This is a genomic window from Streptomyces sp. NPDC058231 (assembly GCF_042882275.1).
GTDB lineage: Bacteria > Actinomycetota > Actinomycetes > Streptomycetales > Streptomycetaceae > Streptomyces.
Genome location: NZ_JBHVWN010000065.1, coordinates 1 through 13,820, shown reverse-complemented (window position 1 = coordinate 13,820; position 13,820 = coordinate 1). Strand labels below are relative to the sequence as shown.

Annotated in this window: 13 protein-coding genes; 5 read left to right on the top strand and 8 right to left on the bottom strand. The window is 70.4% G+C overall.

Features of this window, described 5'->3' with window-relative positions:
* From ACFVXE_RS30780 to ACFVXE_RS30755, 6 genes are all read right to left on the bottom strand, one after another.
* Positions 1-1,194, bottom strand: a complete 1,194-nt coding sequence (locus tag ACFVXE_RS30780) for a serine hydrolase domain-containing protein (RefSeq protein ID WP_389676100.1) — start codon at positions 1,192-1,194, stop codon at positions 1-3.
* Between the two features lie 141 nt (positions 1,195-1,335).
* Positions 1,336-1,998: a response regulator gene (locus ACFVXE_RS30775; RefSeq protein WP_389676099.1), complete on the bottom strand. Its 663-nt coding sequence runs from the start codon at positions 1,996-1,998 to the stop codon at positions 1,336-1,338.
* Positions 1,995-3,188 (bottom strand): sensor histidine kinase, encoded by a 1,194-nt coding sequence (locus tag ACFVXE_RS30770; protein ID WP_389676097.1) that lies wholly within the window; start codon positions 3,186-3,188, stop codon positions 1,995-1,997. The genes ACFVXE_RS30775 and ACFVXE_RS30770 overlap by 4 nt, the downstream gene beginning before the upstream one ends.
* A gap of 13 nt (positions 3,189-3,201) precedes the next feature.
* Positions 3,202-4,065 (bottom strand): SAM-dependent methyltransferase, encoded by an 864-nt coding sequence (locus ACFVXE_RS30765; protein WP_389676136.1) that lies wholly within the window; start codon positions 4,063-4,065, stop codon positions 3,202-3,204.
* A 12-nt stretch (positions 4,066-4,077) separates the two neighbouring features.
* Positions 4,078-4,782 (bottom strand): glycerophosphodiester phosphodiesterase, encoded by a 705-nt coding sequence (locus ACFVXE_RS30760; RefSeq protein WP_389676096.1) that lies wholly within the window; start codon positions 4,780-4,782, stop codon positions 4,078-4,080.
* 24 nt (positions 4,783-4,806) lie between these two features.
* Positions 4,807-5,841, bottom strand: coding sequence for an adenosine deaminase (locus ACFVXE_RS30755; protein WP_389676095.1), 1,035 nt, complete (start codon positions 5,839-5,841; stop codon positions 4,807-4,809).
* Positions 5,842-5,976: 135 nt separating this feature from the next.
* Here ACFVXE_RS30755 and ACFVXE_RS30750 point away from each other — a divergent pair, with 135 nt between their 5' ends.
* Positions 5,977-6,678 carry a DUF4190 domain-containing protein gene (locus ACFVXE_RS30750; RefSeq protein WP_389676094.1) on the top strand — a complete coding sequence of 234 codons (702 nt, stop codon included), beginning with the start codon at positions 5,977-5,979 and terminating at the stop codon, positions 6,676-6,678.
* A gap of 74 nt (positions 6,679-6,752) precedes the next feature.
* On the opposite strand, the gene ACFVXE_RS30745 is transcribed toward ACFVXE_RS30750, so the two are convergent.
* Positions 6,753-7,310 carry an NADAR family protein gene (locus ACFVXE_RS30745; protein WP_389676134.1) on the bottom strand — a complete coding sequence of 186 codons (558 nt, stop codon included), beginning with the start codon at positions 7,308-7,310 and terminating at the stop codon, positions 6,753-6,755.
* A 122-nt stretch (positions 7,311-7,432) separates the two neighbouring features.
* Between ACFVXE_RS30745 and ACFVXE_RS30740 the strand changes: the two genes are divergently transcribed.
* The 4 genes from ACFVXE_RS30740 to ACFVXE_RS30725 all read left to right on the top strand — a co-directional run bounded on the left by ACFVXE_RS30740 (position 7,433) and on the right by ACFVXE_RS30725 (position 13,171).
* Entirely contained in the window at positions 7,433-9,667 is a 2,235-nt protein-coding gene (locus ACFVXE_RS30740; RefSeq protein WP_389676093.1) for a hypothetical protein, read from the top strand.
* Between the two features lie 72 nt (positions 9,668-9,739).
* On the top strand, positions 9,740-10,444 hold the full coding sequence (locus tag ACFVXE_RS30735) for a GNAT family N-acetyltransferase (protein WP_389676091.1): 705 nt from the start codon (positions 9,740-9,742) through the stop codon (positions 10,442-10,444).
* A 247-nt stretch (positions 10,445-10,691) separates the two neighbouring features.
* Complete coding sequence (locus ACFVXE_RS30730; RefSeq protein WP_389676089.1) at positions 10,692-11,162, top strand: hypothetical protein; 471 nt, start codon at positions 10,692-10,694, stop codon at positions 11,160-11,162.
* 185 nt (positions 11,163-11,347) lie between these two features.
* Entirely contained in the window at positions 11,348-13,171 is a 1,824-nt protein-coding gene (locus tag ACFVXE_RS30725) for a chitinase (RefSeq protein ID WP_389676087.1), read from the top strand.
* On the opposite strand, the gene ACFVXE_RS30720 is transcribed toward ACFVXE_RS30725, so the two are convergent.
* Complete coding sequence (locus ACFVXE_RS30720; protein ID WP_389676133.1) at positions 13,156-13,746, bottom strand: phosphatase PAP2 family protein; 591 nt, start codon at positions 13,744-13,746, stop codon at positions 13,156-13,158. The two genes, ACFVXE_RS30725 and ACFVXE_RS30720, sit on opposite strands and share 16 nt — an antisense overlap.
* Between the last annotated feature and the right edge of the window lie 74 nt (positions 13,747-13,820).

Here is a 13,820-nt window from a genome sequence, read left to right as displayed (position 1 = left end):
TCACTCGGCCGACGGAGCGCCGAAGGTCGCCACCACGATGTTCATCGCCGTGGCGTTCATGCCCTCCCCCTTCGCGTCCGTCGCGTTGACGCTGTAGACGAGGGTGCGGGAGAGATCACGGGTGGCCGCGACGGCCGTGTTGTAGCCCCAGCGGCCCCCCGTCTTGCCCCAGACCTCACGTCCGCCGAGCTCCATCACCGACAGCCCCGCGCTGTACGCCGCGGGGCCGCCCGTGCCGTACTCGCGCACCGATGCGCCGGGCAGCGTGAACATCTCCTCCAGCAGCGGCCCGCGCACCACCTGCCCGCGGAACAGCGCCCGGGTGAAGTGCTCCAGGTCGGCCGTGGTGGAGATCAGATCACCCGCCGCCCAGGCGTCCGTCGCGCCCCATACCGACACGTCGCGCAGTTCGCCGGCCCCGTCCGCCCCGTCGAAGATCTGGTAGCCGTGGTTGTGCGGGCCGCGGATCGCCGGGTCGTTGCCGGGGAAGAAGGTGTCCTTCAGCCGCAGGGGTCGCAGGATGCGGCGGGAGACCTCCGACGCGTACGTGTCACCTGTGACCTTCTCGATCAGCAGGCCCGCCACGGTGTAGCCGATGTTGTCGTAGTGCTGCTGGGTGCCGGGCGCGAAGTCCGGCTCCAGGGCGGTGGCCGCGCGTACCGCCTGCGCAGCGTCATGCAGATCGAAGCGGTGCGCGTACCACTCGTCGAGGGTGTCCCCGCCGGAACCGACGGAGGGGATGCCGCTGGTGTGGTTCAACAACTGACGTACCGTCACCTTCCCGTACGTCGCGGGGATCAGCTCCGGCAGGTAACGCCGGACCGGGCGGTTCAGATCGACCTTCCCCTCGCCGGCCAGCTGCAGTACGACGGCCGCCGTGAAGACCTTGGTGACCGAACCGGCCCGGAAGCGGCCGCCCGGGTCGGCCGGGCGGCCGGACTTCAGGTCGTGGACGCCGGAGCTGCCGCGCCAGGACCCGCCGGTGCCCGCGACCCGCACCAGAGCGGCCGTGGCGTCCTCCTTCGGGAGGCCGGAGATCGCGGCGCGCAGAGCCAGGGCGTCCGGCGCCTCGTGGGCGGTCGCGGTGGCGGTGGCCGGCGTGCGGGCCGCCGCGGTCGCCGGGACGGCCGGGGCGGCGACCATGCCGAGGACCAGGGCTGCGGCGGCGACGGTACGGGAAGTGCGGGCGTTCATGTCAGGGCCCTCCTGGGGGCGTGGAATCCGTAACTGCTTCCGGAATCCATCCTGTTGATCCGCGGGCCGCGGCGGATCACCCGGCCGGGCGGTCATCGTCGCGGACTCTGCTCACCCGCGCGGGGGAGACGGCGGCGCCTGTCACTCCGGCGAGGGAGTGACGACACCGCACTCGTACGCGCAGATGACCGCCTGGATCCGGTCGCGCAGACCCAGCTTGGACAGCACATGGCCCACGTGCGTCTTCACCGTGTGCTCGCTGACGACCAGCGCGGCCGCTATCTCCGCGTTCGACAGGCCGCGGGCCAGATGCAGCAGCGTCTCGCGTTCGCGGGCGGTGAGGACGTCCAGGCGCGCCGACGGCGGAACGGCCGGTGCGGCCGGGCGCGAGGTGTAGTCGGCGATCAGCCGGCGTGCCACCGAAGGCGCCAGCAACGAGTCCCCCGCCGCCACCACGCGTACGGCATGCACCAGATCGTCGCGCCGGACGTCCTTGAGCAGAAAGCCGCTCGCACCCGCGTGCAGTGCCTCGTAGACGTACTCGTCGGAGTCGAAGGTGGTGAGCATGACCGTCCGGCAGCCGCTCTCGGCGCTGATGGTGCGGCAGGCCTCGATGCCGTCCGTGCCGGGCATCCGGATGTCGAGCAGCGCCACGTCGGGAGCCAGCCGGCGCACCGCGTCGACGGCCGAGCCGCCGTCGCCCGCCTCCGCCACCACCTCGATGTCCGGCTGCGCGTCCAGGATCATCGCGAATCCGCTGCGCACGAGCTCCTGGTCGTCGGCCACCACCACGCGGATCGTCAACTTCCCACCCCTGTTCCTGTTCGTCTCCCTGTCTCCGTCCGCGGAATCGTCACCCGGACCTGGAACCCGCGGCCGTCAGGACCCGGTCCGGTGCGGGCGGTACCGCCGTGCGCGGCCGCACGCTCCCCGATGCCGATCAGGCCCATGCCGGAGCCGCCCGCGGAGCCGGACCCGTCATCGGTGACCGTGACGGTCAACGCCCGGGGACCGTGGTCCAGTTGTACGCGGACCGTACCGGCGGCGGCGTGTTTGACCACGTTGGTCAGCGCCTCCTGCACGATCCGGTGGACGGTGGCCTCGACAGCCAGGCCGAGCGGGCGGGCCGCCCCCGTCACCTCGTACGAGATCTCCAGACCACTGCCGCGCACCCGCTCGACCAGTGCGGGCAGTTCGTCCAGTACGGGCTGGGGCTCGCGCGGCGCGCCCGGCTCGTCCTCGTTCTCGCGCAGCACGCCGAGCATGCGGCGCAGCTGCGCCATGGCGTCCCGGCCGGTCTCCGAGATGGCGTCGAACGCCGCCTCGGCGCGTTCCGGCGCCGTGCGCACCGCCACCGGTCCGGCCTCCGCCTGCACGATCATCAGGCTCACGGCGTGGGACAGGATGTCGTGCATCTCCCGCGCGATTCTGGCCCGTTCGCGGGCCGCCGCCTGTTCGGCCTCGATCCGGCGCGTCAGCTCCAGCTGCCGGGCCCGGTCCTCCACCGCCCTCAGATAGGCCTTGCGCGTCACGGTGAGCCGGCCGAAGGCATAGGCCGCGGCGAACACGAAGAGGGAGAAGAACAGCTCCCTCATGTCGTTGCTGTCCAGTCCGACCGAGCACAGCACCGTCAGGGCCGTGAGCACCGCGATCCCGAGCCGCTTCGGCGACGAGGAGAGCTCGGCCACCGTGTAGAAGGCCACGAGGCCGGTGTACGGAAGCGGCTGGCCCGGGCCGTCGACGGTGAACTTGTACAGGCCGCCGGCGGCGAGCACGGCGAACAGGACCGCGACCGGGGCCCGCCGCCGGGCGGCCAGCGGCAGCACGGACAGCGTGGTCAGCCCGTATGCCGTCCACGTCGCGTCCGGCAGTTCCGGGGCGCGCGGGACGACGAACGGCATGGTCACCGCGGCCTGCACCAGCAGCGTGACGGTGAGGTCCACGGCCCGGGGACCGGCGCCGAGCGCCCTCGCGCCCATGTCTCGTATGTGCATGGAACCGGCGCCGTCAGCGCTTCCGGGCCACTGCGCCGAACTGGGCGACCTCGGCCGTCCCGGAGCCCGGTTCGGCACGCCAGCGGGCGCACGACACGATGCCCGGCTCGGCGATCTCCAGCCCCTCCAGGAAGGTGGCGAACTCGGCACGGCTGCGGGCGGTGATCGGCGGGGTGGCGTTCTCGTTCCAGAACCGCATCGCCGCCTCGTTGCCCTCACCGCCCAGCTCGAGCGTGGGGTGGGTCAGCACCAGCCGGCTGCCGGGCGGCATCGCGTCCATCAGCGTCCGCACGATGCCCCGCGCCTCCTCCGTGTCGAGTACGAAGTTCAGGATGCCGAGCATCATGACCGCGACCGGCTTCTTCAGGTCGAGGGTCGGTTCGAGGGCCCGCAGGATCCGCTCCGGATCGCGGGCGTCCGCCTCGATGTACTCGGTCGCGCCCTCCGGCGAGCTGGTGAGCAGTGTGCGGGCGTGCGACAGCACGATCGGGTCGTTGTCGACGTACACGATGCGGGCGTCGGGAGCGGTGTGCTGTGCGACCTCATGGGTGTTGTCGGCGGTCGGCAGGCCGGTGCCTATGTCCAGGAACTGCTCGATCCCCACGTCGCCCGCCAGATGCCGGACCACCCGCCCCAGGAACGCCCGGTCGGCGCGTGCCACTTCACCGATGCTCGGATACATGGCGGTGACCCGGTCGCCCACCGCGCGGTCGACGGGGTAGTTGTCCTTGCCGCCCAGCCAGTGGTTCCAGACCCGGGCGTTGTGTGCGATGTCGGACCGGACGCGGCCGGGAAGGGGACTGCTGTGCTGATCGGTCACATCTGCTCCTCGGGCGCCCGGGCGGTACCCCGCCGGCGGCGAGGCACCGCCCATGATGCCGGATGGAGATCAAGTTGACGCATCGGTACGGGAGTTGGCCAACACGTCGCGCAGGGCGTCGACACGGTTGGTGGTGATCGAGTCGACGCCCCGCCTGATCAGGCGGCGCATCGTGCGCTTGGTGTCGGCCGTCCAGGCCGACACCAGCAGCCCGTCCCGGTGGACGCGGTCCGTCAGCTCCCGGCTCACCAGACCGAACCGGTAGTTGAGCCAGCGAGGCCGTACCGCATCCAGCAGGACGGGGCGCGGCGGGGCGAGTGTCGTCCAGGTCAGGGCGATCTCGGCGGACGGATCCGCGGCGCGCACCCGCAGCATGGCCGCGGGGCCCGCGCAGTAGTACGCGCGCTCGCCGGCCCCGCACTCGCGGACCACGGCGACGGTCCTGCGCACCGACTCGTCGGTGGAGCCGGGCAGATCGACCATGAGGCGGTGCGCCCCGGCGGCGAGCAGCGCCTCGCGCAGCGTGGGCACACCGCCCCCGGTCAGCTCGCCGACTTCCTGGTGGGTGAGCCGGTCCAGCCTGCGGTCGTGGCCCCACAGCCTTTCCAGCGTGGAGTCGTGCAGCAGGACCGGCACCCCGTCGCGGGTGACCCGGACGTCGATCTCGATGGCATCCGCTCCCCGTTCGACGGCGGAGCGGATCGAGGGGAGGGTGTTCTCACGGGCACGGTAGGGATCGCCGCGGTGCGCCACGGCGGTGACAGGAGTGGCCATGGAGCCATTGTCACCACCCGCCGGTCACCGTCCGGTGCGCCGCAGCCAGTCCGTCGTGTACGTGTCGATCTCGGCGTTCAGCGTCCGCTTGCCGGCCGGGTCCAGGTACGAGGCCTCCACCGCGTTCTTCGCGAGCTCGGCGAGACCCCGCTCGTCCAGGCCGAGGAGGCGGGCCGCCACCCCGTACTCGTTGTTGAGGTCCGTGCCGAACATCGGCGGGTCGTCGCTGTTGATGGTGACCAGGACTCCGGCCTCCACCATCTCCTTGACCGGGTGCTGATCGAGATCGGTCACGGCGCGGGTCGCGATGTTCGAGGTCGGGCAGACCTCCAGCGGGATGCGGTGCTCGGCGAGGTGGTCCAGGAGCCTGCGGTCCTGGGTGGCGCTGGTGCCGTGGCCGATGCGTTCGGCGCGCAGCTCGCCCAGGGCGTCCCAGATGGTCTGCGGCCCCGTGGTCTCCCCGGCGTGCGGGACGGAGTGCAGACCCTCGGCGATCGCCCGGTCGAAGTAGGGCTTGAACTGCGGGCGGGGTACGCCGATCTCCGGGCCGCCGAGGCCGAACGCGACGAGCCCCTCCGGCCGCAGATCGACCGCGAGCCGGGTGGTCTCCTCCGCGGCCTCCAGGCCGGCCTCGCCGGGAATGTCGAAGGTCCAGCGCAGGACGGTTCCGAACTCTGACTCGGCAGCCTTGCGGGCGTCCTCGATGGCTTCCATGAAGCCCTGCTCCGGGATGCCGCGGCGGGTCGAGCTGAACGGGGTCACGGTCAGTTCCGCGTACCGGATGTTCTGGCGGGCCATGTCACGGGCGATCTCGAACGTCAGCAGCCGCACGTCCTCCGGGGTGCGGATGAGGTCCACGACGGAGAGGTAGACGTCGATGAAGTGGCCGAAGTCGGTGAAGGAGAAGTAGTCGGCCAGCGCCTCGGGGTCGGTGGGGACCTTGGAGTCCGGATGGTGGGCCGCCAGTTCGGCGACGATACGGGGCGAGGCCGATCCGACATGGTGGACATGGAGTTCGGCCTTGGGCAGCCCCGCGATGAAGGGGTGCAGATCGGTCATCGGTTTCTCCGGGGCATGAGCGTGGGCGGCCCGGGCGGCGCGGCGCGGCCCGGTTCGGTACGGGCATCATCGTAGGCCGGGGCGGGGGCCCCGGGGACGGGCCGTAGCATGACGGGACCACGAAGGGGGAGGCCCATGTCAGACAGTACAGATCGGCCCGAGGACAAGGCTGGATCACACGATCCGTGGGCACCGCCCACCGGCGGGGTGCCGCTGGAGAAGCAGACCGGCGACCCGCAGCCGCCCGCTGTGCACGACCAGCAGACGGTCGTCTCGATGCCGGCCACTGCGCCGGGTCCCGCGGAGGGTTTCGGCCCCCCGGTCGGGACGGGTCCCGTGAGCGGACCCGGACAGGGTCCGGGGGACGTACCGCCGCCGCCGATCGGGCCCAACGGTCCGGGGCAGCAGGGCTCGCCCGCGGGCCAGTACGGCTACCCTGCCGCGCCCGCTCCGCCGTACGGCGGGTACCCGGCACACCCCGGCTACGGCCAGGCTCCCTGGGGCGGGCCGGAGCCCTCCAACGGCATGGGCACGGCAGCCATGGTGCTCGGCATCCTGGCCATCTGCCTGTTCTGCATCTACGGGATACCCAGCCTGATCCTGGGCGGACTCGCCCTGGTCTTCGGCATCCTGGGCCGTAAGCGGGCACAGCGCGGCGAGGCGACCAACAGCGGTCAGGCGCTGGCCGGGATCATCATGGGGTCCATCGGTATCGTCTTCGGCCTGGCCATCATCGGCTTCCTCGTCTGGCTGTTCGCGACCCACGCGGATTCGTTCGACGACAGCTCCTACGACGACACGTACGGATCGTCGCTGGTCGTGGAGGTCTCGCGGTAGTCGCCGGACGGCTGCTGCACCGAGAGCAGGGTCCGCGGGGCGGTGGGGAGTGTCCCACCGCCCCGCGGACCGTTTCATATCGCGTCGGTCACCGATGCCGCGCGCAGTCGCGCCCGCGCCTCCATCAGCGCGAATCCCAGCAGGTTCAGCCCGCGCCAGAGCGCCGGGTCCTCGGCCCGTGGGTCGTCAGCCGCCAGCCCGATGCCCCAGATCCGGTCGACCGGGCTCGCTTCGACCAGCACCCGGTCCCCGGTGCCCAGCAGGAACTCCCGCAGCCCGGGATGCTGACCGAACTTGTGGACGCTCCCCGCCACGACGAGCGCGAAGCGCTCGCGCTCCCAGACGGCCTCGTCGAACCCGCGGACCAGCCGGCCCGTCTTCTTGGCCGCCGCCGGGCTGCTCGCCTTCAGCGCGAGGACCTCCGCCTCCTCGTCGCCGAAGAGCCGGGCCTTGCCGGCCATCATCCAGTGCTCGGCCGACGCGTATGTCACCCCGTCGGCGGTGAAGGGTGACGGCCACCACTGACTGAGGCAGCTCGCGCCGATCCGGCCGTCCGGAAGGGGGCGGTGCCCCCAGAACCGCAGGTACTTCACCCTCTCGCCGCGGTGGGTCCGGGCCACGAGATCGTCCATCTGTTCCATGACGTGTGAGTGTGGCATCCGCCACTGACACAACCGGTGAAGGACATGTCCGGTCACCCGGGGTGGTGACGGTGCAACTGACAGTCCGGCGCGCGGGCTTATATCATCACCTGATGCATCGTGACCTGGTGGAGGCCCTGAGCGAGGGCGAGTTGCAGCCGCTGCGCGAGTGGCTGACCGGCAATCAAGTGGAGACCGGGACGCTGCACGAGCTACCGCAGTGGGACTCCGCGCGCTTCCCCGAGCTGCTCCCGTCGAGCCGTCGGCTGGCCGACCGGACGGATTCGGCGACGGCGGAGATCCTCGCCCAGCTGCCGAAGGCTGCCGCCGCGCCGGGCGGTGTGCCGCTGCTGCTGTTGTTCGTGCTCCTGTCGGTCGAGTCGGAGTGGGAGATCTCCTACCACTACCAGCCGATGTGGGACACCCTGAGCGGCGCGCGCAACTGCCTGCGCGACCACGGGGCGATGGTGACGGGGGAGGACGCGGTACTGGCGCGGGCCGTACTCGCGATGATGGAGAGCCTCGCCGCGCAGATCAGCGCGGAGAACGCCATGACCACGGGGCAGTTGGCCGCTCACGAGGCTGCCCTGGAGACCGCCGCGGCGAAGGCTCGCGAGGCGGCCGGACTCGCCGGGCGAGCAGCCGTCGAGTATCCGGATCTCAGTGCCTTCCTGGTCGATTACGCGGCGGAATGCGAGGCTTACAACGCGGCTGTCGCTGCTGCCGTGCGCGGAGTGCGCGAGTTCCTCGCGACCGGGGCGTCGCTCGACCACGCGATCGAGAACCTCGAAGCGGCCGAGAGCGGTGAGGAGATCACCGACTCCGTGTACTTGAGCGAACTGCGGGCCAACCGCTTCTCCTTGATGGCGTTGAACGGCGTGAGGCACGAACCCTGGCTGAGGATCGACCAGGGAAAGATCGTCTACCTCTACCCGTTCGCCACCCGCGGTGTACCGCCGCAAGCGGTGCTGAACAGCATCGGCGAAGGAGCCGACGGCTGGCGACTGGGAGGCGTGGAGCCCCTGGCGGTGAACAGCTCGCTGAAGCTCGACGACGTCTGGGACGGTTCGGACGCGTTCAAGCGGCACTACGACGGCGCCCTCGTGTCGCTTCCCGGTGTGGTCATGTGCGGCACCGACGGCGAGGAACTCGGGCGGTTCCAGGCTGAGATCCGGTTCTCGAAACTGGGTAACCACCACGTGCGTTTCACGTCGGACATCACGAACGTCATGCCGGCCGAGCTCTACGCGATGACGCTGCGTGCCGCACCCGAGCACGGAGCCGTGCGGGTCACCTTCGAGGGCAACCCGTACACGGTGTGGCCGCGGCTGGCGGATCTCGCGGTGCAATTGGCGGAGGACGCCTGCAGACGCCTCCGTGAGACCGAGGCGACGTCTCAGGCCGATGTCGTCGCGCGCCAGGGCATGTTCCAGCTCGTCGTCACCGTCGACGCGGCCTCCACGACACCCGGCCCCGCGAGTTCCCTGCCGCGGCGCGAGGTGCGGACCGTGAGCGACCTCTTCAAGGCGGTGGGTGCACAGGTGCTCACCAACCCCGTCACCTACCTGATCGGGTCGTTGGCCGAGTGGATCCGTTACGCGACCGACAACGAGATTTCCTCGACGACGACCGGCCTGATCGGGGAACAGACCGTACGCACCTCCAACACGACGGTCATCGCGGCGCTCGGGGCGGCCGCGTTCACCCAGGGCACCCGCGGGAGCGTGGCGGAGTTCGCCGCCTCGCTCGACGGGCTCTTCGCCGGCTGGTCCCTCGAACTGGCCGATCACTACGAGCGGGTCGACGGCTTCCAGACCCGGGTGGACGCGGCGGAACGCCACCAGGACATGAGCGCGCAGGCCCTGAGCGCTCTTTCACGGGAGCTGGATGCCGAGAAGATCCGCCTCAACGACTTCGCCACCGGGGCCAGATCCACTATCGCGCTCATCCGCTCGCCGTCCCTGATGGCGTCGCCCGTAGTGGCTGACAGCCTCCGGCTGGTGTTGGAGCACTGCGGTTTCCAGCAGCGTGTCGCGGAGCTCAACGCCATGATCGAAGAGGTGGCGGACGAACAACTCGGCGTCACCATAGAGAAATTGGCCAGGCAGCGCGAGGAGCAGGAAGCCAAGGAGGAGGAGCGGCGGGAAAACAGGCAACGGGCCAAACTGGAAGTATTTCTCGCGGTGATTGCCGCCGCGGGAGTATCGGGCATCATCCAGGTGCTGCAGGCGGGATTCTTCGAAAGCGATGGGGCCGCGACATGGGCAGTCGTGGGCGTGGCCGGCATTCTGTTCGTGGCACTGCTCCTGGGCCTCCTGCTCTGGCCCAGATCCAGAAGGAATCGGTGACGCATGGATTCTGCCGCCCGTTCGAAAAAGGGACTCGGATATTTGGCCACGCACCGTTCGTCGGGGGCAGTGATGCGCGTCACGGATATCGGCGGCAGTAGCCCGCTGGTGGAAGTGATCTACAACGAAATACTTCGCGATGCGTTTATTTCCGATGAATTGGTCTCGTGTGACGAGTTGAGGGGCGGGCTGCTGGCGGGCCTCGGCGTGCTCACCGCCGTGATGGACGACCGGGGAAGGCCGTTGGCGGCGGCGGTCGGCGAATGGGATCCGGGCAGCCGGGTCCTGTTGCTCGCGTACATAGCTGTACGCCGGGAGCGGCGGTCGGAGGGCCTCGGCGGACTTCTCATGGGCGAGATCGGCGGTGCCTGGCAGCAGCGCTACCACCCGGAGATGACACTCGCCGAGATCGAGCACCCGTCGGCTCACCGCACCGACGCGGATCGTGGCGACGTCCTCGCGCGGCTGCGCTTCTATGAGCGGCACGGCGCCCGAGCCCTGGATCTGCCGTACTTCCAGCCGTCGCTGCGCCCAGGTGCTGAGCGAGTCCACGGGATGCTGCTCATCGCTCTGGCCCCCCTGCCGGGGAACGGGACGGATGGTTCGGTCGACTCCGGTCCGGTGCGCGCCTTCCTCACCGAGTACTTTCTCGGCTGCGAGGGGGCTGTGGGAACCGATCCGGCATCGCAGCGGCTGTGGCAGGCGGTCGACCGGGCCGGTGGCATCCCGTTACTGCCTCTGAGCGATCCGATCGCCTTGCCGCTGTCCCGCGCCTGAGCGCTGTCCCGCCATGCATCACGGGACAGCCTCTGGCTGTGGGCGGGCCGCCTGTTCTGTGGACCGACGCTGCGGGCCCGTCGGGGGAGCGGCGGTCACCGGGCCGATGCCGTTCCCGCCGGCAGGGGCGATCGCTCTGTGATCGCCTTCACAGGCGATTGGCAGCTCCAACCCGCGTAATGATCCCGGCCGCCCCCTCTCTCACCGTGTGGACGCACCGTCCGCGTACACGGAAGGGAGGCCGGGCGTGACTGGCACGGGGGCAAGAGCGGCAGTCGGTTGGCTGGCATCAGTGGCACCGGACCCGGAGGCCTGCCGGTGGGAGTGGGAGCGCGATCCTCGGGGGATCACGCTCCTTCCCGCCGGAAGGCGCTGGGACGTGCTGATTCTTCCCGGGGAGCTCGGCTACCCGACCCTCGACGTACTCACCCGCCTCATCGACCGGCCGGGTCCGGTCCTTTCCGACTTCGGGGACGACCGCATGGGGTTCTTCGTGCCGCCGGGCACCGTTGCCCGCTGGATCGGTACGGGGGTGCGCGGAGCCGGACACGGCACGTGGATCGTGGTGCCCTACCCGGGGCGGGCGGCGGGCCGGGTGCGCTGGCTGATCCCGCCGGACGGCTCGGGGACGCTCACCGACGCGACGCTGCTGGAGCTGGCGATGCACGAGGCCGCGGCGGGGGCGGCACGGGCGGGGGACGGGCCGGAGCGGGGGTGAGGCCGGGGCTGATGAGGGGCGCGCGGCCGGGGGTGGTGACGGGTCGCGGCAGGAGGCGTGGCGGGTCCATGGGGTGCGTGGGTGAAGCGAGGCCGCAGGGCGGGAGAAGCCAGAGGTCTTGACAACCTGATTGGTCTGGACCATGTTGTGCGCCACGTTCAATTCCCCCCTGCACGGAGGCCGTTGTGGAACGCACGGGACCCCCCGCCAGACTTTCCGGACTTCTGGCCGCCTTCTCGGCGGCCCTCCTGGTCGCCGGCGGCCTGGCCGCCTCGGCGCCGGCCGCCGTCGCGGCCGACGCCGATCTGGCGCACAACGGCGGCTTCGAGGCCGGTCTGGACGGCTGGAGCTGTACGGGCGGCAGCGGAGCCGTCGTCAGCACACCCACCCACGGAGGTGCTTCGGCGCTCAGGGCGACGCCGGCCGGCAGCGACAACGCTCAGTGCTCCCAGGCCGTCACGGTCAAACCGAACTCCACGTACACGCTGAGCGCCTGGGTGCAGGGCAGCTACGTCTACCTCGGCGCAGCCGGAACCGGTACCACCGATGTGTCGACCTGGACGGCGTCCTCTCCCGGCTGGACGCAGCTCACCACCACGTTCACGACCGGCGCCGCCACGACCTCGGTGACGGTCTACACCCACGGCTGGTACGGCACCCCCGCCTACTACGCCGACGACCTCTCCCTCGTCGGCCCCGGTGGTGACCCGGTCACGCTCCCGGCCGCCCCCACCGGGCTGAAGACCGGCACGACCACCTCGTCGTCCGTCGCCCTCTCGTGGACCGGCTCCGCCGGGGCCACCGGCTACAACGTCTACCAGGGAGGCGCGAAGGTCCTCTCCGTCACCGGAACCTCCGCCACCGTGTCGGGACTGGCCGCCTCGACCGCGTACAGCTTCCAGGTCGCCGCGACCAACTCCGCCGGTGAGTCCGCCAGATCCTCCGCCGTCAGCGCCACCACCACGGCGGGCGGCGGAGGCGGCAACACGGGCCTCCCTGCCCACGCCCTCGTCGGCTATCTGCACTCCAGCTTCGCCAACGGTTCCGGCTACACGCGGATGGCGGACGTCCCCGACTCCTGGGACGTCATCGACCTGGCCTTCGGCGAGCCCACCTCGGTCACCTCCGGCGACATCCGGTTCTCGCTCTGCCCGGCCACCGAGTGCCCGAACGTCGAGTCCGTGGCCGAGTTCAAGGCGGCCATCAAGGCCAAGCAGGCCGCGGGCAAGAAGGTACTGATCTCCATCGGCGGCCAGAACGGTCAGGTGCAGCTCGCCACCACCGCCGCCCGTGACACCTTCGTCTCCTCCGTCAGCAAGATCATCGACGATTACGGCCTGGACGGCCTGGACATCGACTTCGAGGGCCACTCACTCTCGCTGAACACCGGCGACACCGACTTCCGCAATCCGACCACTCCGGTCATCGTCAACCTGATCTCCGCGGTGAAGACCCTCAAGGCCAAGTACGGCGACAAGTTCGTCCTGACCATGGCTCCCGAGACCTTCTTCGTGCAGCTCGGCTACCAGTACTACGGTTCGGGTCCCTGGGGCGGCCAGGACCCGCGCGCCGGCTCCTACCTCCCGGTCATCAACGCCCTGCGTGACGACCTCACCCTTCTGCACGTCCAGGACTACAACTCGGGTTCCATCATGGGGCTGGACAACCAGTACCACTCGATGGGCGGCGCCGACTTCCACATCGCCATGACCGACATGATGCTCACCGGCTTCCCGGTGGCAGGCGACACCACCAAGTTCTTCCCCGGCCTCCGCCCCGATCAGATCGCCATCGGCCTCCCGGCCTCCACCCAGGCGGGCAACGGCTACACCTCACCCGCCGAAGTCACCAAGACGCTGAACTGCCTGACGAAGAAGACCGACTGCGGTTCCTACGCGACACACGGGACCTGGGCCGGGCTGCGCGGGCTGATGACGTGGTCGATCAACTGGGACCGCTTCAACAACGGTGAGTTCGCCAGGAATTTCGACGCCTACTTCGGTGGCTGACGGCGCCTCGAACGCCGGCCCGTGCCGCTGAGTGCCAGAAGGATCGATCCGCTCAGGCACCAGCTGCCGAGCACATCCAGCGGCCAGTGATAGCCGCGCAGCACCAGACCGATGCCCGTCGCCACTGTCAGCAGGACAGCGGCGACGGGCATCATCCATGACCACTTCGGCCGCCCTGCCGTCCCTGCGCGCGGCGTGACCAGCAGCGCCGCCGCCCCGTACGCCACCGCGGCCGTCGCCGCGTGGCCCGACGGGTAGTAGCCGGTCGCCTCGGTCAGAGGTCCCGGGCGGGCCATCCATACCTTGAGCGGGACGACCAGCAGCGGTACCGCCGCCATGGTGAGCGCCGCGTACAACGGCTCCCGGCGCGCGCCGCGCGCCAGTGCCCAGACGATCGCGCAGCCCAGCACCGGGAGCGCGACCTGCATGTTGCCGAGATCGGCTAGGAATTCGGTGAGCCGGGCGGGGCCCCGGCCGACGACGGTCCGGTCGATCCGCCCGTCCAGCCCGCGCAGCGGGCCACCGGCCGCGACCTGCCAGGTGAGGAGCGCGAAGACCGCGAGCTGCGACCACATCAGGAACATGAGAAAAGCCGGCCGCCCCGGTCAAGCTGGGGTGGTAGCGGGGCGGCCGCCTGGATATGTTTTCC